Source organism: Ramlibacter sp. (assembly GCF_036383835.1).
Lineage (GTDB): Bacteria > Pseudomonadota > Gammaproteobacteria > Burkholderiales > Burkholderiaceae_C > Ramlibacter.
In genome coordinates this window covers 1-20,018 of the sequence record NZ_DASVNN010000027.1, presented here as the reverse complement: position 1 = coordinate 20,018, position 20,018 = coordinate 1, and the positions used below count along the sequence as shown (strand labels likewise).

General features: G+C 70.2%; 18 protein-coding genes. 11 read left to right on the top strand and 7 right to left on the bottom strand.

All coding sequences use genetic code 11. The features are described from left to right. The first annotated feature begins 81 nt into the window (after positions 1-81). From VF522_RS04855 to VF522_RS04835, 5 genes are all read left to right on the top strand, one after another. Positions 82-969: a LysR family transcriptional regulator gene (locus VF522_RS04855; RefSeq protein WP_330907102.1), complete on the top strand. Its 888-nt coding sequence runs from the start codon at positions 82-84 to the stop codon at positions 967-969. A gap of 91 nt (positions 970-1,060) precedes the next feature. Next, positions 1,061-1,309, top strand: coding sequence for a hypothetical protein (locus VF522_RS04850; RefSeq protein WP_330907101.1), 249 nt, complete (start codon positions 1,061-1,063; stop codon positions 1,307-1,309). A 217-nt stretch (positions 1,310-1,526) separates the two neighbouring features. After that, a complete protein-coding gene (locus VF522_RS04845; protein ID WP_330907100.1) occupies positions 1,527-2,147 on the top strand; it encodes a hypothetical protein in 621 nt (206 codons plus the stop codon). 1 nt (position 2,148) lies between these two features. Continuing rightward, positions 2,149-2,538: a hypothetical protein gene (locus VF522_RS04840; protein ID WP_330907099.1), complete on the top strand. Its 390-nt coding sequence runs from the start codon at positions 2,149-2,151 to the stop codon at positions 2,536-2,538. A 162-nt stretch (positions 2,539-2,700) separates the two neighbouring features. Continuing rightward, positions 2,701-3,651 carry a pseudouridine-5'-phosphate glycosidase gene (locus tag VF522_RS04835; protein WP_414709447.1) on the top strand — a complete coding sequence of 317 codons (951 nt, stop codon included), beginning with the start codon at positions 2,701-2,703 and terminating at the stop codon, positions 3,649-3,651. Positions 3,652-3,852: 201 nt separating this feature from the next. Here the strand turns inward: VF522_RS04835 and VF522_RS04830 are convergent, their stop codons facing one another. From VF522_RS04830 to VF522_RS04820, 3 genes are all read right to left on the bottom strand, one after another. Further along, positions 3,853-5,907, bottom strand: a complete 2,055-nt coding sequence (locus tag VF522_RS04830; protein WP_330907098.1) for a M3 family metallopeptidase — start codon at positions 5,905-5,907, stop codon at positions 3,853-3,855. 193 nt (positions 5,908-6,100) lie between these two features. Continuing rightward, positions 6,101-7,066, bottom strand: coding sequence for a tripartite tricarboxylate transporter substrate binding protein (locus tag VF522_RS04825; RefSeq protein WP_330907097.1), 966 nt, complete (start codon positions 7,064-7,066; stop codon positions 6,101-6,103). A gap of 36 nt (positions 7,067-7,102) precedes the next feature. Then, positions 7,103-8,245 (bottom strand): L-talarate/galactarate dehydratase, encoded by a 1,143-nt coding sequence (locus VF522_RS04820; protein WP_330907096.1) that lies wholly within the window; start codon positions 8,243-8,245, stop codon positions 7,103-7,105. Positions 8,246-8,342: 97 nt separating this feature from the next. Between VF522_RS04820 and VF522_RS04815 the strand changes: the two genes are divergently transcribed. Continuing rightward, positions 8,343-9,344, top strand: coding sequence for a LacI family DNA-binding transcriptional regulator (locus VF522_RS04815; protein WP_330907095.1), 1,002 nt, complete (start codon positions 8,343-8,345; stop codon positions 9,342-9,344). Here the strand turns inward: VF522_RS04815 and VF522_RS04810 are convergent. The 3 genes from VF522_RS04810 to VF522_RS04800 all read right to left on the bottom strand — a co-directional run bounded on the left by VF522_RS04810 (position 9,341) and on the right by VF522_RS04800 (position 13,470). Next, a complete protein-coding gene (locus tag VF522_RS04810) occupies positions 9,341-11,215 on the bottom strand; it encodes a potassium transporter Kup (protein ID WP_330907094.1) in 1,875 nt (624 codons plus the stop codon). The genes VF522_RS04815 and VF522_RS04810 overlap by 4 nt on opposite strands. A gap of 69 nt (positions 11,216-11,284) precedes the next feature. After that, positions 11,285-11,971, bottom strand: coding sequence for a response regulator (locus VF522_RS04805; protein WP_330907093.1), 687 nt, complete (start codon positions 11,969-11,971; stop codon positions 11,285-11,287). Further along, positions 11,968-13,470 carry a DUF4118 domain-containing protein gene (locus tag VF522_RS04800; RefSeq protein ID WP_330907092.1) on the bottom strand — a complete coding sequence of 501 codons (1,503 nt, stop codon included), beginning with the start codon at positions 13,468-13,470 and terminating at the stop codon, positions 11,968-11,970. The genes VF522_RS04805 and VF522_RS04800 overlap by 4 nt, the downstream gene beginning before the upstream one ends. 274 nt (positions 13,471-13,744) lie before the next feature. On the opposite strand from VF522_RS04800, the gene VF522_RS04795 reads away from it, so the two are divergent. From VF522_RS04795 to VF522_RS04775, 5 genes are all read left to right on the top strand, one after another. Then, on the top strand, positions 13,745-14,686 hold the full coding sequence (locus tag VF522_RS04795) for an ornithine cyclodeaminase family protein (RefSeq protein ID WP_330907091.1): 942 nt from the start codon (positions 13,745-13,747) through the stop codon (positions 14,684-14,686). A 153-nt stretch (positions 14,687-14,839) separates the two neighbouring features. Next, positions 14,840-16,348, top strand: a complete 1,509-nt coding sequence (locus VF522_RS04790; protein ID WP_330907090.1) for a PQQ-dependent sugar dehydrogenase — start codon at positions 14,840-14,842, stop codon at positions 16,346-16,348. 120 nt (positions 16,349-16,468) lie between these two features. Continuing rightward, a complete protein-coding gene (locus VF522_RS04785) occupies positions 16,469-17,377 on the top strand; it encodes a DUF6502 family protein (protein ID WP_330907089.1) in 909 nt (302 codons plus the stop codon). A gap of 2 nt (positions 17,378-17,379) precedes the next feature. Beyond that, the gene (locus VF522_RS04780) at positions 17,380-18,612 is read left to right on the top strand and encodes a DUF5666 domain-containing protein (protein ID WP_330907088.1); all 1,233 of its coding nucleotides are present in this window, start codon (positions 17,380-17,382) and stop codon (positions 18,610-18,612) included. A 242-nt stretch (positions 18,613-18,854) separates the two neighbouring features. Beyond that, positions 18,855-19,142, top strand: a complete 288-nt coding sequence (locus tag VF522_RS04775) for a hypothetical protein (protein WP_330907087.1) — start codon at positions 18,855-18,857, stop codon at positions 19,140-19,142. A 1-nt stretch (position 19,143) separates the two neighbouring features. Here VF522_RS04775 and VF522_RS04770 read toward each other — a convergent pair whose 3' ends face one another. Further along, the gene (locus VF522_RS04770) at positions 19,144-19,887 is read right to left on the bottom strand and encodes a response regulator (protein WP_330907086.1); all 744 of its coding nucleotides are present in this window, start codon (positions 19,885-19,887) and stop codon (positions 19,144-19,146) included. Between the last annotated feature and the right edge of the window lie 131 nt (positions 19,888-20,018).

The window sequence follows — 20,018 nt, the reverse complement described above, 5'->3', positions numbered from 1 at the left end:
AGGATCCGGCTTTGCCGGGCCTGTTCGCACCGATCAAGCCACTGAAAAATCACCGTAGGTGATTTTTCAGTGATATCCACAATGGCCGCTCCCCTCAACTACCGCCACCTGTATTACTTCTGGGTCGTCGGCAAGGAAGGCGGCATCGCCCGCGGGGCGGCCCGGCTGGACATGGCGGTGCAGACGGTGAGCGAACAGGTGCGTGCCCTCGAGCATGCCTTGGGGCACGCCCTGTTCAAGCCGGCCGGGCGCGGACTCACGCTCACGGAGGCCGGCATCGCCGCGATGGCGCATGCCGACCAGATCTTCCAGCTCGGCGAGCAGTTGCGCACCGCGGTGCGCGAGGCCGCCACCGGCCAGGGCCTGCGGCTGGCGGTCGGCATCTCCGACACGCTGCCCAAGCTCGTGGTGCACCACCTGCTCGAACCCGCGCTGCAGGAGCCGCAGGTGCGCCTGCTTTGCCACGAGGACGAATTCGACCGGTTGCTGGCCGACCTCGCGCTGCACCGGCTCGACGCCGTGCTGTCGGACCGAACGGCGCCGCCCAATCCCAACCTGCGCCTGTACAGCCATGCGCTCGGCGAAGCGCCGCTCGCGTGGTTCGCGCCGGCGGCGATCGCCGCGAAGTGCAGGCGCAAGTACCCCGAGTGCCTGGCCGAGATGCCGGTGCTGCTGCCGACGTCGCACGCGGCCGTGCGTGCGCGGCTGGACCACTGGTTCGAGCAGCGCGGCCTGCGCCCGCGCATCGCGGGCGAGTTCGAGGACAGCGCCCTGCTCGCCGCCTTCGGCCGCGCCGGCATGGGGGCCTTTCCCGCATCGCGCTGGTCCTACGACGAGCTGCGCAGCGATCCCAAGGTCAAGCTGCTGGGCGACTGCCCGGAAGTCGTCGAGCATTTCTTCCTCGTTTCGGCCGAGCGCCGCATCCAGCACCCGCTGGTGCAGCGCCTGCTGCAGGCGGCCGCCCACTGACGCTCGGCCGGAACGGCTGTGGGACCACGCCCGCAGGGGCTGTACCGGCGCGCCGACTCCGTGCGCACCGTGTCCGGGCCACAGTGAGGCCATGGAAAACGCCAATGGCCACACGATCCAGCTGACAACCCTCTACGGCGAGGTGGTGGACGCGGAAGACGTGCCGGCAGCCGAACTCGCCGCGGCCCTGCGCCGCATCCACCGGCGCGCGGTGTCGCGCACCAATTCGCTCGTGGTGCTCGATGGCGTCATGCATACGCGCAACGCGTTCCTGGAGTTCATGCGGGAATTCAACGAGACCGACGCGCGCGCGCAGTTGAAGGCGAGCCGCGTGCACTGAACGCCAAGCACGCGCCAATCCGTAACACCCCGGGCAAGCGCATCACAGTGCTTGCCGCTTCTTACCATTGCGCGCGGCTTCGCGCAGCACGTCCTACATGCCAGGGGTCTCCCGCTCCCACACACGACCGCCTCGGCCGCGACTACCTTGACGGCAAGCGGCCACCAGCCGCGCAACCGGCTGCCACGGCGCGGCCTTCGAAGGAGAGAGAGACCCCATGGACACGACGATAGGACTGGGCCTGGTGCTGCTGGCGATCGTGCTGGCCGGCGCGTGGCTGCTCATGCGCCGTCGCAGCAGCGACCGGCTGGAAAAACACTTCGGACCCGAATACCACCGCACGGTGGACGAACTGGGCAGCCGCGACAAGGCCGAAGCCGAACTGCGCGCGCGGGAAAAGCGCGTGCAGAAACTCAAGCTGGTGCCGCTGGCTCCCGATGTGGCCTCACGTTTCGCGGAAGACTGGCGGGCGGTGCAGGCGCGCTTCGTCGACAACCCCAAGGGGGTGCTGATGGACGCCGACCGGCTGGTCACCGAACTGATGCGCCTGCGCGGCTACCCGATGGCGGACTTCGTCACGCGCGCGGGCGACATCTCCGTGGACCATCCCGCCGTGGTCCACCACTACCGCGCCGCCCGCGACATCGCGCTGCGCGACCAGCAGGGCGAGGCCGACACCGAGGCGCTGCGCCAGGCCGTGGTGCACTACCGCGCCCTCTTCTCCGAGCTGCTGGAAGTGGGCGACCCGCACCACGACGAAGCGCCGCCGGCGCGCGGCGGCATCCTGCATCGCCGGCACGAGACCAGCCAGGACAAGCATCACATGGAGAGCCACTGACATGAGCCGCGAAGACGAACGCCACCTCGGCACCGCCGATCTCGCCCGCGCTGGCGAGGCACCCGAACCCATGCAGGCGCAAGACCTGCGCCCCGGCGACGGCGGCATGCACGCTGAACCGCTCGCGGCGCTGTTCCAGGGCCAGGCCGCGGAAGAATTCCGCCGCCGCTGGGACGCGATCCAGATCGGCTTCGTGGACGATCCACGCGCGGCCGTGCAGAACGCCGACGAACTCGTCGCGCAGGTGCTGCGCAGCCTCGCCGAAAGCTTCTCGCAGCAGCGCAGCGAAATCGAATCGGGCATTGGCAGCGGCGACCAGGCGAACACGGAGAACATGCGCATCGCGCTGCAGCGCTACCGCTCGTTCTTCCAGCGGCTGCTGTCGCTGTAGAACATCCGGGCTTCCGGGACATTCAACATCCGGACGCAGAGGGCGCAGAGGTTTCGCAGAAGACGCAAAAGAAGAAATCCATCTATCTTGTTCTGCGTTCTCTGCGGAACCTCTGCGCCCTCTGCGTCCGGCTGTTGGTCTTTCCGGCACACTCCATTGACCATGGCCACTGGAGTCCACGCGATGCACCTCGACCCCGCTGCCTGGCTGGTCCGCAGTCCCGCCGTCGCGGCCGCGCAAGACGCCGGCCGTCCGATCGTGGCGCTGGAGTCCACGATCATCGCGCACGGCATGCCGTATCCGCAGAACGTGCGCACCGCACGCGAAGTGGAGGCGGTGATCCGCGCGGGCGGCGCGGAGCCGGCCACCATCGCGGTGATCGGCGGGCGCATCCGCATCGGCCTGTCCGACGAGGAACTGGAGCTGCTGGGAAGCTCCGGCACGGCGGCGAAGGTGAGCCGCCGCGACCTGCCCGCGGTGCTGGCGAGCGGCGCGCTGGGTGCGACCACGGTGGCCGGCACGATGATCTGCGCCGCGCTGGCCGGCATCGAAGTCTTCGTCACCGGCGGCATCGGCGGCGTGCATCGCGGCGCGGCCGAGACCTTCGACATCTCGGCCGACCTGCAGGAGCTGGCGCGCACCTCGGTCGCGGTGGTGTGCGCCGGCGCCAAGTCGGTGCTGGACATCGGCCTGACGCTGGAATACCTGGAGACGCACGGCGTGCCGGTGCTCTCCTGCGGGCAGGACAACTTCGGCGCCTTCTACACGCCCGACAGCGGCTTCCGCGCCGACTACCGCCTCGACGACGCGGCGCAGCAGGCGCGCTTCCTGCGCGCCAAGTGGGACCTGGGCCTGGCCGGCGGCGTGGTGATCAGCACGCCGGTGCCGAAGGAGGCGGCGATGGACCGCGGCGAAATCGACCGCATCACGCAGCAGGCACTGGACGAAGCGGCTGCGCAGGGCCTCACGGGCAAGGCGATCACACCGTTCCTGCTCGATCGCATCCAGCAGCTCACCGGAGGCCGCAGCCTCGCGACCAACATCGCGCTGGTGAAGCACAACGCGGAAGTCGGCGCGAAGCTCGCAGTGGCGCTGGCGGGCGCGCCGCGCTAAGGGTGCCGGAAAGACCAACAACCGGACGCAGAGGTCGCAAAGTTTCCGCAGAGAACGCAGAGAAAACCAACACTGACTTTTCTGCGTCTTCTGCGAGACCTCTGCGCCCTCTGCGTCCGGATGTTGGGTCCGTTGCACGTTCAAGCGCCGCACGGTGGGCAACGAAGTTGCCCACCCTACGAGGGATCGAGCGGCGGCGACTCAGGCCTCCAGCAAACCCTTCTGCTTCAACAGCGGCTCGATCCGCGCCGGCCGCCCGCGGAACGCCTCGTAGGCCTGGCCGGGCTCGATCGTGTTGCCGCTGGAATAGATCCAGCGCTTCAACCGGCCGGCCACGTCCGCGTCGAAGGGATCTCCGGCCTCCACGAACGCTTCGTACGCATCGGCGTCGAGCACCTCGGCCCACAGGTACACGTAGTAGCCCGCCGCATAGCCCCCGCTGAACAGGTGCTGGAAGTGCGGCAGGCGATGGTTGAGGCCCACGGCGTCCGGCAGCCCGCGTTCGCGCAGCACCCGGGCCTCGAAGGCGATCCAGTCGTCGACCTGCTCCGGCGCCGGCAGGCTGTGCACGGCCATGTCGACCAGCGCACTGGCGGTGTAGCGGGCGCTCTCGTAGCCCTGGCCGAAGCGCTGCGCCGCCTGCAGCCGCGCGACCAGCGCATCGGGGATCGGTTCGCCGGTCTCGCAGTGGCGCGCATGGCGGCGCAGCACCTGCGGCTCCTCCATCCAGTGCTCGAACAGCTGCGAGGGCAGTTCGACGAAATCGCGCAGCACCGCGGTGCCCGCGAGGCCCGCATACGTCACGTTCGACAAGAGGCCGTGCAGGCCATGGCCGAATTCGTGGAACAGCGTGCGCACGTCGTCGAAGCCCAGGAGCGTGGGATGGCCCTGCGCGAAGTTGTTGTTGTTCAGGACGATGGGCAGCGTCTCGGCGCCGTTGCGCCCCTGCCGCTCCAGCACGCTCATCCAGGCGCCGCTGCGCTTGGTCGGCCGCGCGAAGTTGTCGTGCAGGAACAGCCCCACGCCGCGGCCCTCGGCGTCGTGCACGTCGTAGGCCTTCACGTCGGGGTGATAGGGCACGAGGTCGCTGCGCGGCGTGAAGCGCAGCCCGAACAGCCGCTGCGCGCAGTCGAAGGCCGCGGCCACCATCGCGTCCAGCGAGAAGTACGGTTTCACCTCGGCATCGTTCACCGCGTAATCGCGCTGGCGCACCTTCTCCGCCCAGTAGCGCCAGTCCCAGGCTTCGAGGCCTTCGTCGCCGCGCCCTTCGGCACGCTGCGCGGCCAGCAGGGCCTCGCGCTCGCGGCCGGCCACCGCCTTCGAACGCTCCCAGACCTCGTCCAGCAGCCGGTTCACCGCCGCCGGTTCGCGCGCCATGCGATCGACCAGCGCGTAGTCGGCATAAGTCTCGTAGCCGTGCAGCCGGGCGAGCTCCGCGCGCAGGATCAGGATCTCGGCGATCACCGGCCGGTTGTCGTGCACGCCCGTGTGCTCGCCGCGCGAAGTCCACGCGCGCCAGGCCTGCTCGCGCAGGTCGCGCCGCTCGGAGTAGGTGAGGAAAGGCACGATCAGCGAACGCGACAGCGTGATCGCGTACGCATTCGGTTCGCCGCGCTGCTGCGCCGCCGTGCGGGCTGCATCGCGCGCGAAATCGGGCAACCCCGCCAGTTCCGCCTCGTCGTGCAGCACCAGCTTCCATTCGGTCTCGTCGTGCAGCACGTTCTGCCCGAACAGCGTCTGGGCGGCGGCGAGCTTCTGCACGATCTCCGCGTGGCGCGCCTGCTGTTCGGGCGCGAGCAGCGCGCCGGACCGCACGAAGTCCAGGTGCGTGCGTTCCAACAGGCGCCGCTGTTCGGACGTGAGGGGCAACTGTTCTCGCCGCTCGTGCAGCGCCCGGATGCGCGCGAACACGCCGGCATGCATGTACACGGCGCTGTAGTGCGCGGCACGCGGCTTGGCGACGGCGCGCTCCACGGCCTGCAGCTCCGGCGAGGTATGCGAGCTGCACAGGTTGCCGAACAGCATGCCGATGCGGCCGAGGCGATAGCCGGCGCGATCGAAGGCTTCGATCGTGTTGGCGAAACCGGCGGGCTCGGGATCGGAAGCGATCGCGTCGAGCTGCGCCATGTGCTCGCGCATGGCGGCGGCGAAGGCCGGTTCGAAATGCGCGGGAAGGAGGTCCTGGAACGGCGGCAGCGTGTACGGCGCCGTCCAGGCTTGCAGCAAGGGGTTGAGTTCGGCGGTGGAGGAATCCATCCGCGATTCTAGGCAGGGGCTGCGCGCCCTGGCGTGCGCTGCCGGGAATGGACCACTACTAACAACCGGACGCAGAGGTCGCAAAGGTTCCGCAGAGAACGCAGAAGATTCCGATTGAAGGATTTCTTCTGCGCCTTCTGCGAAAACCTCTGCGCCCTCTGCGTCCGGATGTTGGGGGTTACCGAACTCCCGCTCAGTCCGCCGTGATCTTGCCGGTCTCGATCACCTTCTTCCAGCGGGCGAATTCGCGCGCCTGGAACTCGGTGAACTGCTCGGGCGTGTTGGCGACGATCTCGAAGCCGAGGTCCAGCAGCGGCTGCTTCACCTGCGCGTCGTTGAGGATGGAGGCGATGGCCGAATGCAGCTTCGCCTTGGTGTCCGCCGGCAGCCCCTTGGGCGCGGCCACCGCCTGCCACGAGTACACCGTCACGCCCTTGAAGCCGAGTTCTTCCATGGTGGGCACGTCGGGCAGCAGCGGCGAGCGCTTGGTGCTGGTGATCGCCAGCGCGCGCAGCTTGCCGGCCTTGATGTTGGGCAGGCCCGTGTTGATGTTCATGAAGGTCGCGTCCACCTGGCCCGCCAGCAGGTCCTGCATGGCCGGCGCGCCGCCCTTGTAGGGAACGTGCGTGCCCTTGGTGTGCGTCTCCTGCCAGAACAGTTCGGCGGTGAGGTGGTCGCTGGTGCCGTTGCCGGCGGACGCGAAGGTCATCTTGCCGGGTTGCGCCTTCAGGTGCGCCATCACCTCGGCCACCGACTTGAAGGGCGAGTTGGCCGGCACGGCCAGCACGTTGGGCGCCTGCACGGCGACGCTGACGTAGTCGAAGTCCTTCAGCGGGTCGTATTGCACGCTCTTCATGAGGTGCGGGCCGATCACGAAGGGGCCGAGCGAGGACACGAAGATCGTGTAGCCGTCCGGTGCCGCGCGCTTGGCCGCCGCCGCGCCGAGCGTGCCGCCGGCGCCGGCGGTGTTCTGCACGACGAAGGTGCCCGCGCCCAGCTTCTCCGGCAGCCGGGTGGAGAGCGTGCGCGCGATCATGTCGGTGGAGCCGCCGGGCGGGAACGGCACCAGCAGCGTGACCGGCTTGCCGGCGGGCCAGGCCTGCGCCTGCGCGGCGACGGCTGCGGCGCCGAAGGCCAGGGCCATGAGAACTCGTTTCATCGTTTGTCTCCTTGGTTGAAATGGAAAGGGAAACCGTCAGGCGCGGTGCTCGAACACCGCCTGCTCGCGCGTCCAGGAACGCGCCTGCTCGCTGAGGCTGAGGCCGAGGCCCGGGCGGGTGGGCACCAGCATGCGGCCGCCGCGGATCTCGATGCGCTCGTTGAACAGCGGCTCGAGCCAGTCGAAGTGCTCGACCCAGGGCTCGCGCGGATACGCGGCCGCCAGGTGGATGTGCAGCTCCATCGCGAAGTGCGGCGCCAGCAGCAGGCCGGCGGCGTCCGCCTGCGCGGCGATCTTGAGGAAGGGCGTGATGCCGCCGACGCGCGGCGCATCGGGCATCAGGTAGTCGGCGGAGCGGTGGCGGATCAGCTCGCCGTGTTCGGCGGCGCTGGTCAGCATCTCGCCGGTGGCGATCGGCGTGTCGAACTGCTGCGCGAGCGCGGCGTGGCCTTCGTGGTCGTAGGCGTCGAGCGGCTCCTCGATCCACACCAGGTTGAACTGCTCGAAGATGCGGCACATGCGCTGCGCCGTCGGGCGGTCCCACTGCTGGTTGGCGTCCACCATGATCGGCACGGCGTCGCCGAGGTGCTTGCGCACCGCTTCCACGCGCTTCAGGTCGAGGCTGCCATCGGGCTGGCCGACCTTCAGCTTGATGCCGCCGATGCCGCGCTCGATCGAGGCTGCGGCGTTCACCAGCAGTTGATCGGTCGGCGTGTGCAGGAAGCCGCCCGAGGTGTTGTAGCAGCGGACCGAGTCGCGATACGCACCGAGCAGCTTGGCCAGCGGCAGGTGGGCGCGGCGCGCCTTCAGGTCCCACAGCGCGACGTCGAAGGCGCCGATCGCCTGCGTCGACAGGCCGCTGCGGCCGACGGAGGCGCCGGCCCAGCACAGCTTGTCCCAGAGGCGGCCGATGTCGCTCGCGTCTTCGCCCAGCAGCGCCGGCGCGATCTCGCGTGCATGCGCGAACTGGCCCGGCCCGCCCGCGCGCTTGGAGTAGCTCAGGCCCAGGCCCTTCTGGCCGTCGGCCGTCTCGATCTCCGCGAACAGCATGGCCACCTCGGTCATCGGCTTCTGGCGGCCGGTGAGCACCTTGGCGTCGCTGATGGGCGTCGCCAGCGGCAGGTAGCAGGAGGACAGGCGCACGCGGACGATGCGGCCGGCGGGTTCGGAAGCGGTCATGACAACGTTATCAATCTGGTGGCAAAAAGACGGGCCTCGGCCCGCGCAAGCCTCGCATGCTATCGTTGTCAAAACGCCTGTCAAGACCCAAGACCCCATGGCCCGCTCCCCTACCCCCAAAGGCATCACGCTGCACGACGTGGCGCGCGAGGCGGGCGTGTCGCTGATCACGGCCTCGCGCGCACTGGGCAATCCGACGCTGGTGTCCAAGGCCACCATCGAGCGCGTACGCGAAGCGGTGGAGCGCACCGGCTACATCCCCAACCTGCTCGCGGGTGGACTCAAGTCGAAACGCAGCATGACGGTGGCCGGCCTGGTGCCGATCATCTCGGTGCCGCAGTTCCTGCCGACCGTGCAGGCCCTCACCGAAACGCTGGACGGCCACGGCTACCAGCTGATCCTGGGCCAGAGCGGCTACGACCACGGCCGCGAGGAGAAGCTGATCGCCGCGATGATGGGCCGCCGTCCCGACGGCGTGGTGGTCACCGGCCTCGTGCACTCGCCGCGCGCGCGCGAGCAGCTGCGCAGCCTCGGCGTGCCGGTAGTGGAGACCTGGGACCTGAGCGAGCGCCCGGTCGACATGATGGTGGGCTTCTCGCACCTGAAGGTGGGCAGCGCGGTGGCGGGCTACTTCCTCTCCAAAGGCTGGAAGCGGCTGGCAGTCGCAACGGGCGACGACCAGCGAGCGCAGCAGCGCCGCGAGGGCTTCCTCGCCGCGGCGGGGCGCGAGGTGCCGACGGCCACCGTGCCGGCACCGAGCAGCGTGGCGCTGGGCCGGCGCGCGCTCGGCGACCTGCTGCAGCAGGACCCGAAGATCCAGGCCGTGTGCTGCAGCTCCGACGCACTCGCGCAAGGCGTGCTGGTCGAAGCGCTCGCGCGCGGCCTGCGCATCCCGCAGGACCTGGCCGTGTGCGGCTTCGGCGACGCCGACTTCTCGGCGCACCTGCGGCCTTCGCTCACCAGCGTGCACATCGACGGCGCGCAGATCGGGCGGCTGGCCGCGCAACTGGTGATCGACCGCTGCAACGGCAAGGAGATCGCCTCGCCGGTGATCGACGTCGGCTTCCGGATCGTGGAGCGGGAATCGACGGCAAGCTAGATCTGCACCCGCGTCCCCAGTTCGATCACGCAGTTGTCCGGCAGCCGCAGGAAGTCGGCGATGTTCCCGGCGTTGCGCGCCATGAAGGCGAACAGCCGCTCGCGCCACAGCATCATGCCGGGCCGCCGCGTGGGCACGATCGTCTCGCGGCTGAGGAAGTACGTCGTTTCGAAGAGATCGATCGGCAGCTCGGGCGAGCGGCACATGGCGAGCGCCGCGGGAATGTCCGGCGTGTCCTTGAAGCCGTAGTGCACCTGCACGCGCCAGAAGCCCGGGACCAGGGCTTGCACGTCGACGCGCTCCGCGTCCGGGACGAAGGGGACCTCGTGGAAGGTCACCGTGAGGATCAGGTTGCGTTCGTGCAGCACCTGGTTGTGCTTCAGGTTGTGCAGCAGGGCTTGCGGCACGGTCCGCGTGCTCGCCACGGCATAGACGGCGGTGCGGCGCGATCGCGGCATGTCGTCGCCCGCCAGCGCCTGCAGGAACGGCAGCAGCTCGGGGTCGCCCTGGCTGATGCTGCCGACCAGCAGCTCACGGCCGCGGCGCCAGCTCGCCATGACCACGAACAGGGCAAGGCCCAGCACGAGGGGGAACCAGCCGCCCTGCAGGAACTTGAGCGAACAGGCCGCGACCAGGAGCACGTCGACGACGACGAACAGGCTGGTGGCCCCGATGGCGAGCGGCAGCGGGTACTCCCACGCGTGCCGCACGACGAAGAAAGTGAGCAGGGTGGTGGCCAGCATGGTCACGGTGACGGCGATGCCATAGGCGGAGGCGAGCGCCGAGGAACTGCCGAATCCGATCACCGCCAGCACCACGGCCACCAGCAGCAGCCAGTTCACCAGCGGCAGGTAGATCTGCCCCTTCTCCGTGTCCGAGGTGTGCAGCATCTGCATGCGCGGCAACAACCCGAGCTGCACGGCCTGCTGCGTCAGCGAGTACGCACCCGTGATCACTGCCTGCGAAGCGATGATCGTGGCGACCGTCGCGAGGACGACGGCGGGGATCAGCAGCCCGGACGGGAACAGGCGGAAGAAGGGGTTCTCCAGCGCCGCCGGATCGCGCAGCAGCAGGGCGCCCTGTCCCATGTAGTTCAGGGCGAGGGACGGCAGCACCAGCGCGCACCAGGCCCACTGGATCGGCCGCTTGCCGAAATGCCCCAGATCCGCATACAGCGCCTCCGCGCCGGTGAAGGCCAGCACGATGGCGCCCAGCACCACGAAGAAATGCCAGCCCTGCGTGCGGATGAACGACAGCGCGCGGAACGGATCGAGCGCCGCGAGGATGCGCGGCTCCTGCAGGATCTGGACGAGGCCCGCGGCCGCCAGCACCAGGAACCAGAGGCCGATCACCGGCCCGAACAGCTTGCCGACCGTCGCGGTGCCGAAACGCTGGAACGAGAACAGCGCGATCAGCACGCCGAGCGAGACCGGAAGCACGTAAGGCTTCAGGGCGGGAGTGGCGATCTCGAGGCCCTCGACGGCGCTCAGCACCGAGATCGCCGGCGTGATGATGCTGTCGCCGTAGAACAGCGCGGCCCCGAACACCCCGACCAGCAGAAGCGCCAGCCGGCGGCGCGCCGTGCTGCCCGCCGCCTTCGCCGCGAGCGCGGTCAGGGCCATGATGCCGCCCTCGCCCCGGTTGTCGGCGCGCAGGATGAGCACCACGTACTTGAGCGTGACGACCAGCACCAGCCCCCAGATCACGACGGAGATCGACCCGACCAGGTTGTGCGCGTCGAGCGCCAGCCGGTGATCGGGATGGAAGATCTCCCGCACCGTGTACAGCGGGCTGGTGCCGATGTCCCCGTACACCACGCCGAGGGCCCCCAGGGTGAGGGCGGCGCGGCCCTCTCGTGCAATCGTCGTCATCGCGTCTCGCGCAAGCCAGTGAGGCCGCGAGTGTGGCGCCCGCTGCGTCAGGAAAGCATATGGAGCCGCTCAGGCGGCTGCGAGCCGGTAGCCGACCCCGGTCTCGGTCAGGAGGTGGCGCGGTTCGGCCGGCCGCTCCTCGATCTTGGCGCGCAGCTGTCCCATGTACAGGCGCAGGTAGTGCGTGTGGTCCACGAACTCGGGTCCCCAGACGTCGGCCAGCAGCTGCCTGTGCGTGACGACCTGGCCGGCGCTGCGCACGAGCCGTGCGAGCAACGCGAACTCCGTGGGCGTGAGGTGCACCGGCTGTCCTTTCACTGCCACCATCCGGCCGGCCAGGTCGACGTGCAAGGTGCCCGAGTCGTAGGCCGTGCGCGCCGGCGACAGCGCGGTGCCACGATGGCGCATGGCGACGCGGATGCGCGCGAGCAGCTCCCCCACGCTGAAGGGCTTCGTGAGGTAGTCGTCGGCACCGGCATCGAGCAGCTTCACCTTCTCCGTTTCCTGGTGCCGGGCGGAGACGACGAGCACGGGGATCGCCTGCTCGCGCCGCAGCTCGCGCAACAGGTCGAGGCCGTCGCCGTCGGGCAAGCCGAGATCGAGCAGCACGACGTCCGGCGCCGCGTGCCGCAGCAGGGCACGCGCCTCGCTCACCGAAACCGCCGTCCGCACCTCGAAGCCTTCGACCACCAGCGTCGACTGCAGCATCGCGCGGATGGCCGGGTCGTCCTCGACCACCAGCAGGCGCAGCATCACGCCGGCTCCGGAGCGGGTTGCTGCAAGGCGAGCGGCAGGCGCAGCACGAAACTGCTGCCGCCGCCTGGCCGCGCATGCGCCGCCAGTTCGCCACCATGGGCGCGCGCGATGGCCCGGCACACCGCCAGGCCGAGGCCCGCCCCGCCGCGCCCCGAGCGATCGCCACGACGATAGGGCTCGAAGATCGCGAGTTCCTCGCCGGCGGGAATCCCGTCGCCGCGGTCGTGCACGGCCAGCTCGATGGACCGCCCGGCGAGCCGCACCTCGACCTCGATGGCGTCCGCGCTGTACTTGAGCGCGTTGTCCAGCAGGTTCTCGAGCAGTTGCGCGAGCAGCACCGGATCTGCCTGGAACAGCGGCAGGCCCGGTGGCACCTGCGACCGGATCCGGTGGGCGACGTCGCGCTGCCGCACCCGCGCCAGCACCGAGCCGACGATCTCCTCCATCGACTCCCAGTCGCGGTGCAGCTCGCCGGCGTGGTCCAGCCGCACGAGCTGCAGCGTGTTGTCGGTCAGCGTGGCGAGGTGGCGCGACTCGGCGAGGATGGTGGCCAGCAGCTGCTCCTGCTGCGGCGGCGCCAGCTTGGCCGCCTGGGTCTGCAGCGACGAGGCGGCACCGACGATCGCCGCCAGCGGCGTGCGGAAGTCGTGCGAGATCGCGGCCAGGAAGGTGCTCTGGGCGCGATGCCATTGCGACTGCTCCTCGGCGCTGTGCATCGCCGCCGTGAGCTTCAGCCGATGCAGCGCCTGGCCGGCGAGCGCGCAGATCGCCTGGGCATGCTCGCGCCCGCTCTCGTCGTAGGCGGACACGTTCTCCACGCAGGCCGCGCCGCCGATGCGGTTCTCCGCGCGCAGCGGCAGGTACCAGGCCTTCAGCCCGGGCCAGCGGCCGGTGCCCGGGCCGAGCGTGGCGGCCTCGCGGATGCAGGCCTGCATCCCGTCCCGGTAACGCTCCACCAGGTCCGGCGGCAGGTGCAGCTCGTCCTGCGCGTCCAACAGCGCGACGCGGCACGGTCCCGCGAAAGCGCGCGCGAGGTGGCGCTGGGCGAGCAGGTGCACCTCGGCGGGCAGCGCGGCCGACGCGAGCCCGGTCGCCAGTTCCTGCAGTTGCCGCGCGCGGCGCTCGTTCAGCCGTGCCGCCTCCGTCTCGCGGCGCAGCGCCGTGCCGAGATGGCTGATCGCCAGCGCCACGGCCAGCATCGCCACCAGTGCGAACAGGTTCTCGCGCGCTTCCACCAGCAAGGTGTAGCGCGGGGGGATGAACAGGAAATTGAGCAGCATGACGGCGCCGACGGCGCACAGCACCGAAGGCAGGCGTCCCAGCCGGTAGGAGGTGATCACCACCGCCAGCACGTAGACCATTCCCTGGCTGCCGACGCTGACGTAACGATCCAGCAGCAGGTTCGCGGCGGTGGCGGCCAGCAGCAGCACGGCCACGATCGCGCCATCCCGCAAGGACCGGGAGGGGGCTGGCAGGGAAGCGGCGCCTGGTGCGTCCATGACCCGGCAAGGGTAGCACCGGCGACATCAGGATCGCATCAGGAAGCGTGAATGCCTGGAACCCGCGCGGCCACGCAGTTCACGCACCCCCCAAAAAAAACGGCCGCACGAAGGCGGCCGGAATTGCGAACCGCGCTGAGCGGTTGCAAGGAGACGCGGAGCCGCTCCAGGACCGCCATCCGGGACGGTGAGGAGCACCCACGCAGGCTGCAGTGTCTGCCCCGGTGGCTGACCGGGACCTGACCTGCGCGGACGGGGCGCGACAATCGCCGCCATGGAGATCTTCGACGTTGCCGCGACCGCGCAAGCCCTGCCGTTCGAGCGGCTGGTGCCCGCGCTGCAGTCGCTGTTCGCGCGGGGCTGCGAAGTGCCGGCGCGCCACGTGCACGAGGTACCGGTGCCGGGCGGCGCGCCCTTCACCTCGCTGATCATGCCGGCGTGGATCCCGGGCCGCTATTACGGCATCAAGACGATCAACATCGCGCCCGGCAACGCGCAACGCGGGCTGCCGGGCCTGCACGCGAGCTACCTGCTGTGCGACGGCGCGAGCGGCCGGCCCCTCGCGGTGATCGACGGCGACGCGATCACGCAACGGCGCACGGCAGCGGCGTCCGCGCTCGCCGCGCGCTGGCTCGCCCGCACCGACGCGATACACCTGCTGGTGGCCGGCGCCGGGCAGGTCGCGCGCCTCTTGCCGCAGGCGTACCGCGCGGTGCTGCCGATCGAACGGGTGAGCCTCTGGGCGCGCGATGCGCGCAAGGCCCAGGCGCTCGCCGCGCAACTGCGCACGCAGGGACTCGCCGTGCAAGCCGTCACGGACCTCGCCGCCGCCTGCGCGCAGGCCGACATCGTGAGCTGCGCGACGCTCGCCACCGAGCCGGTCGTGCACGGCGAATGGCTGCGTCCCGGCACCCACCTCGACCTGATCGGCAGCTTCACGCCGGCGATGCGCGAGGCGGACGATGCCTGCTTCGCCGGCGCCTCGATCTGGCTCGACACCGAGGAGGCCCTGGAGAAAAGCGGCGAGCTGCTGGGCCCGATGTCGCGCGGCGTGTTCGCTGCGCACGAGGTACGCGGCACGCTCGGGAGGCTGTCGCGCGGCGAGGCGCAAGGCCGCACGTCCGCCGCCGAGCGAACCGTCTTCAAATCGGTCGGCACGGCGCTGGAAGACCTCGCCGCGGCCATGCTGGTGTACGAGCAGGGCCGTACCCCCTGATGCAGCGATTACGGAGCTTCTCTTCGGCCGAGCGGTCCTGAAGGCAGCGCGTGCCTAACATTCGCCGCGGTGCCACGCGGCACCGTGCGGCCGGGCGGACAGGATGTCTCGCGCCCGCTCGACCTTCCTGTCCCGAAGGCTTGGAGGTATGCGATGAAGCTAGCGGCAGCGTTGATGATCGTCGCGGGCATGGTGGCCTGCGGCGGCGGCGATTCAGGTTCCGGCACGTCACAGGGCCTCCTGGCCCGAGGCGGCAGCGGGAGCAACCCGGGCAGCGGGAGCGGAGCCGGTGCGCTGCGCCCGATCGACGACCCGATCCCCGGGCACATCCGCAACGGCGCGATCCAGACGCAATTGCAGACCGTGGCCGAAGGCAACGGCCTGACGGCGCCCAACTGGGGCACCTTCGCGCCGGGCCAGCCGGCCACCCTCTACGTCGTGGACCAGGACGGGCCGTTGTGGGCGATCGACGTGCGAACGGGCGCCAAGGCGCTGTGCATGAACACGCGCGACCTGCTGGTGCCGCTGATCCCCGGCGACGAGCGCGGCTTCCTCGGTGCGGCGTTCCATCCGGCGTTCACGGCGAACGGCCTGCTGTACACCTACACGTCGGAGAACTGCGCCGGCTGCAATCCCTCCGGCCAGCCGAACCACCGCAGCGTGATCCGCGAATGGCACCTCACGGCCATCCCCGCGGCACTCACGCAAGGCCCCGTCTCCGAGGACCCGGCCACGGCGCAATGCAAGCCGGAGATGCTGCGCGAGGTCTACACCTTCCAGCAGCCGCAGTTCAACCACAACGGCGGCGCGATCTTCTTCGGCACCCGTCCCGACGACCGCACCCTGCTGTACATCACCAGCGGCGACGGCGGTTGCGCCGACGACCAGAACGGCCAGCTGGGCCTGCAAGGGGAAGGCCCCTGCATCGGCCACCCCGAACCGGGCAATGGCCAGCGGCGGGACACGCCGCTGGGCAAGATCCTGCGCATCGCGGTCGATGTCCCGCGCACCTCTCCGCTGTTCGTGGAGGGTGACATCTATGCCTTCGGCTTCCGCAATCCGTTCCGCGCGTCGTCCGACCGGATGGACCTCGGCGGCGACGGCAGCATCTGGACGTCGGACGTCGGCCAGAACCACCTGGAGGAAGTCGACGGGCCGGTCCTCCAGGGCGGCAACTACGGCTGGCGCGTGAAGGAAGGCCGGTTCCTGTTCAACCCCGCGGGCTTCGAGCTCTTCGGCTTCGCTTCGGACGGCTTCCCGTTCGCCTTCTCGCCCGGCGCGCCGGCAGGGTTGATCGACCCGGTTGCCGAGTACGACCACGACGAGGGCGTGGCGGTGGTCGGCGGCTTCGTCTACCGCGGAACGGAGATCCCCGCGCTGCGCGGCCGCTACGTGTTCGGCGACTACTCGCACCGCCTGACGTCGGGCAACGGCTCGGTGTTCTACCTGGACCCGAACTTCAATCCCGATCCGAAGGACGCGACGCCGCGCGTGGTGAACCTGGTCAACGGCAGGATCAACGTCTTCGTGCACGGCTTCGGCGAGGACGCGGCCGGCGAGCTGTACGTGCTCGGCACCAAGACGGGCATCCCGTTCGAGGAGACCGGGCTCGTCATGAAGATCGTGCGGCGCTGTGCCGGCGGCACCGACTGCCGCGACTGACGCCCGGCCGCAGGGAAATCGCACGGTGCTCAGCAACGAGAACACCGTGCGAGTTGCACATTCTTTCTTGACTGTGCACGCTGCACATTTACTCTTCGCGAACGCTGTCGAAGCAAGATCATGGAACTGCGCGACGCTCGCGAATCCGCCGACACCGCCGATGTGGTGGCCTTGGCCGGACATTTGCCGATCGCGCAGGATGCATTGCGGCGCGCCTGTCGCGCCGTGCTGAGACCAGTGGCGCGGCTCGCGGTTGGGCGCGGGCTGCCGCTGGGGGACGTCGCGGAGATCCTGAAGCAGAGCTTTGTCGAGGCCGCACGCGCTGCCCATCCAGGCGTGCCGGCCCATCGCGCGGTGAGCCGCATCAGCGCGGCCACGGGACTGAACCGCCGCGAGGTCACCCGGCTCATGCAGAGTCCCGACGCCGAGGCGGCGCCGACGCGGCCCGCGCCCGCCACCCAGGCCTTCACGCGCTGGCTGTCCGACCCGCGGCTGCGCAGCACTGACGGCATCCCGCTCGCCCTGCCCGCGCAGGGCCCGGCGCCCAGCTTCGAAAGCCTGGCGCATTCGATCACTCGCGACGTGCATCCCCGCACGCTGCTGGAAGAACTCTCGCGCCTGGGACTGGCCCGTATCGACCCCGCGGACGGCTGCGTGCACCTGCTGCGCACGGCTTTCGTGCCGCGCGCGGATCGCGACCGCATGCTCGGCTTCCTCGGCGCCAACGTGGGCGACCACCTGTCCGCCGCCGTCGAGAACGTGCTCGGCGACGGCAGGCGCCACCTGGAGCAGGCCCTGTTCGCCGACGAGTTGTCCGAGGCCTCGCTGGCCGAGGTCCGCGCGCTGGTCGGTGCGGAATGGGAGCGTCTGCTCCACACCCTGGCTCCGGCGCTGCAGGCGCTGATCGATGCGGACAAGTCGGCGGACCGGGCCGCCGACCAGCGCGTTCGCATCGGCCTCTTCGCGTACACCGAAGGCATGGATGCCCAGGTGGACGCGCCGGCTCCCTTTGTCCAAAAGGAGGACTGATCATGTCCGACCCGCGCATTTCCCGTGTCGTCCCGCCACGCATCCCGCGGCGGCGTGCCCTGGTCACCCTGCTGTCGATGGCCGGCGTCGTGGTGCTGCCGTCGTGCGGCGGGGGCGGCGGGGGCGGAGGAGGCGGTGTCGTCGGCGGCGGCGGCGTCGACACCGGCGGGACCGGCTCCTTCATGGCCGGCCGCATCTCCGGCTTCGGCTCCATCATCGTGAACGGCGTTCGCTTCGACGATCGCGCGGCGCGCGTCGTGGACGAGGACGACGATGGCCGGGCCATGGGCCCCGGCGACCTGCGCCTCGGCATGGTGGTCCGGGTGCTGGCCGGCGCCACCACCGCCGGCACCGGCGGCGGCCTGCCCACCGCCACGGCCACCGCGATCACCATCGAGAGCGAGATCAAGGGGCCGGTGGAATCCAAGACGGCGCCCGACACGCTGGTGGTCTTCGGCCAGACCGTGAAGGTCGACGCCGCCACGGTCTTCGACGGCACGACCTTCGCCGCCATCGCCGTCGGCAACATCCTCGAGGTCTCCGGCTTCCTCGGCGCGAACGGCGTCGTCACCGCGACGCGCATCGAACGCGAGAACGCGGCCAACGAATTCAAGGTGCGCGGATTCATCGCCGACCTCGACCCCGTCGCGCAGACCTTCCGCATCGGCACGGCGATCTTCAACTTCGCATCGGCCGCGCGGCTGCCCGCGACGCCGCTGGCCAACGGCCAGTTCGTGCGCGTGCGCACGCAGACCGTCAGGAACGCGGCCGGCCAATGGGTCGTCAACCGGATCGACCTGCGCCAGGCCGTCGAGCAGGACCGCGACGAAGCGGAAGTCGAAGGCATCCTGGTGCAGAACGGGGCGCTGCTGCAGGTGAACGGCATCACGATCGACGTCTCGCGGCTTCCCGCGGGCACGGTGCTGCCGATCGGCCAGCGGGTCGAGATCGAAGGCGAGCTCGTCAACGGCGTGCTCGTCGCGCGCGAGATCGAGCTCGAGGACGAAGACGAAGAGGCCGAAGTGGACGTGGAAGGCGCGGTGTCCGCGTTGAACCTCGCCGCCCAGACTTTCGTCGTGCGGGGGCTGACGTTCCACTACTCGGCCGCGACGCGGCTGGACGACGGCACCATCGAGGCCAACCTGGCGAACGGCGTGGTCGTCCGCGTCAAGGGCAGGGTGCCCGCGGGCGGCACGGGTCCCATCGAGGCGACGGAGATCGACTTCACGCCCTGAGGGCCGGCCGCGAGGCGGGGGCTTCCGATGCGAACGACAGCAGCCATCCAGACGAGCGTTCCCGAGGCGGACCCGCGGTCCGCTCGGGAACCGCAGCTGCACAGCGGGGAAGGTTCCCGCAGCGCCTGGCGGGCGCTGCAGCAGGCCGCGCGTACCCGGCCGCATGCAACGCACGCCACGCATCCCGTGGGCCACCCGCCGTCCGACGGCGACGGCGCCCAGGCTCCGACGGCGAGGCGACCATGATGACTCTGCATACGCGATCCGCATCGCGGCTGGCGCTGCTGGCCACCGCCCTGCTCGTCTCGGCCTGCGCCACCGGCAGCCGGCTGGGACCCCAGAAGGTCCTGTCGTCCACGCCGGACACGATCGCGATCGAATGGGACCGCTGGCAGATCAGCGACGCCGCCGTGCGCTCGGCGGCGGTCCTGCACTGCAACGGCCGGCCGGTCGAGGAAGTGGGCACCGCGACGAAACCCCACAGTGCCGGCCTGGTCCGCAGCAGGACCTGGCGCTGCCTGGGGATCTGAGTCAGCCGGTGGCCGGCACGAACATGTAGCCGGCGTTGCGCACGGTGCGGATCACGCGCGGCTCGCCCTGCGGATCCGGCTCCACCTTGCGGCGCAGCCGGCCGATGCGGATGTCGATGGAGCGGTCGAACGGCCCCCACTCGCGGTTGCGCGTGCGCATCAGCAGCTGGTCGCGCGTGAGCACCCGGTTGGGGTTGTCGAGGAAGGTGGCGAGCAGTTCGTATTCCATCGCCGTGATTGTCACTTCCGCGCCGTCGGCGGCGAACATGCGGTGCGAGGCCAGGTCCACCTCGCAGCGCCCGAAGGGGCGGCGCGGCTGCGGCGGCGGTTCCGGCGCCGCCGGAGGTGCCGCGCCCTGGGCGGACTGCGGTCCGGCCTGCAGCCGGCGCAGCACGCTCTTGAGGCGCGCCAGCAGCTCGCGCAGGTCGAAAGGCTTGGCGATGTAGTCGTCGGCGCCCAGTTCCAGGCCGACGACGCGATCCACGACGTCGCCCGATGCGGTCACCATCAGCAGGCCGAGGTCGTAGCGTTCGCGCAGCCAGCGCGCGAGCACCAGTCCGTCCTCGCCCGGCAGCCGCACGTCGAGCAGCACGGCGTCCGGCAATTCGCGCTCGAGGGCTGCGCGCATCTGGATGCCGTCGGCCGCTTCGGCCACGCCGTAGCCGTGGCCCTCCAGGTAGTCCCGCAGCAGCGCGCGGACCGACGGATCGTCGTCGACGACCAGCAGCCGCGTGCGCTCGTTCATGCCGCGGATTCTGCCGCCGCACGCGCGGCGGGGCGAGTTGCGTCCCCGCCGGCGACAGGGCTGCTGCGGAAATGGGCGCCGGGGCTGCTGCGGAAATGGGCGCCGGGGCTGCCGTAGGGTGGGCAAGCTTC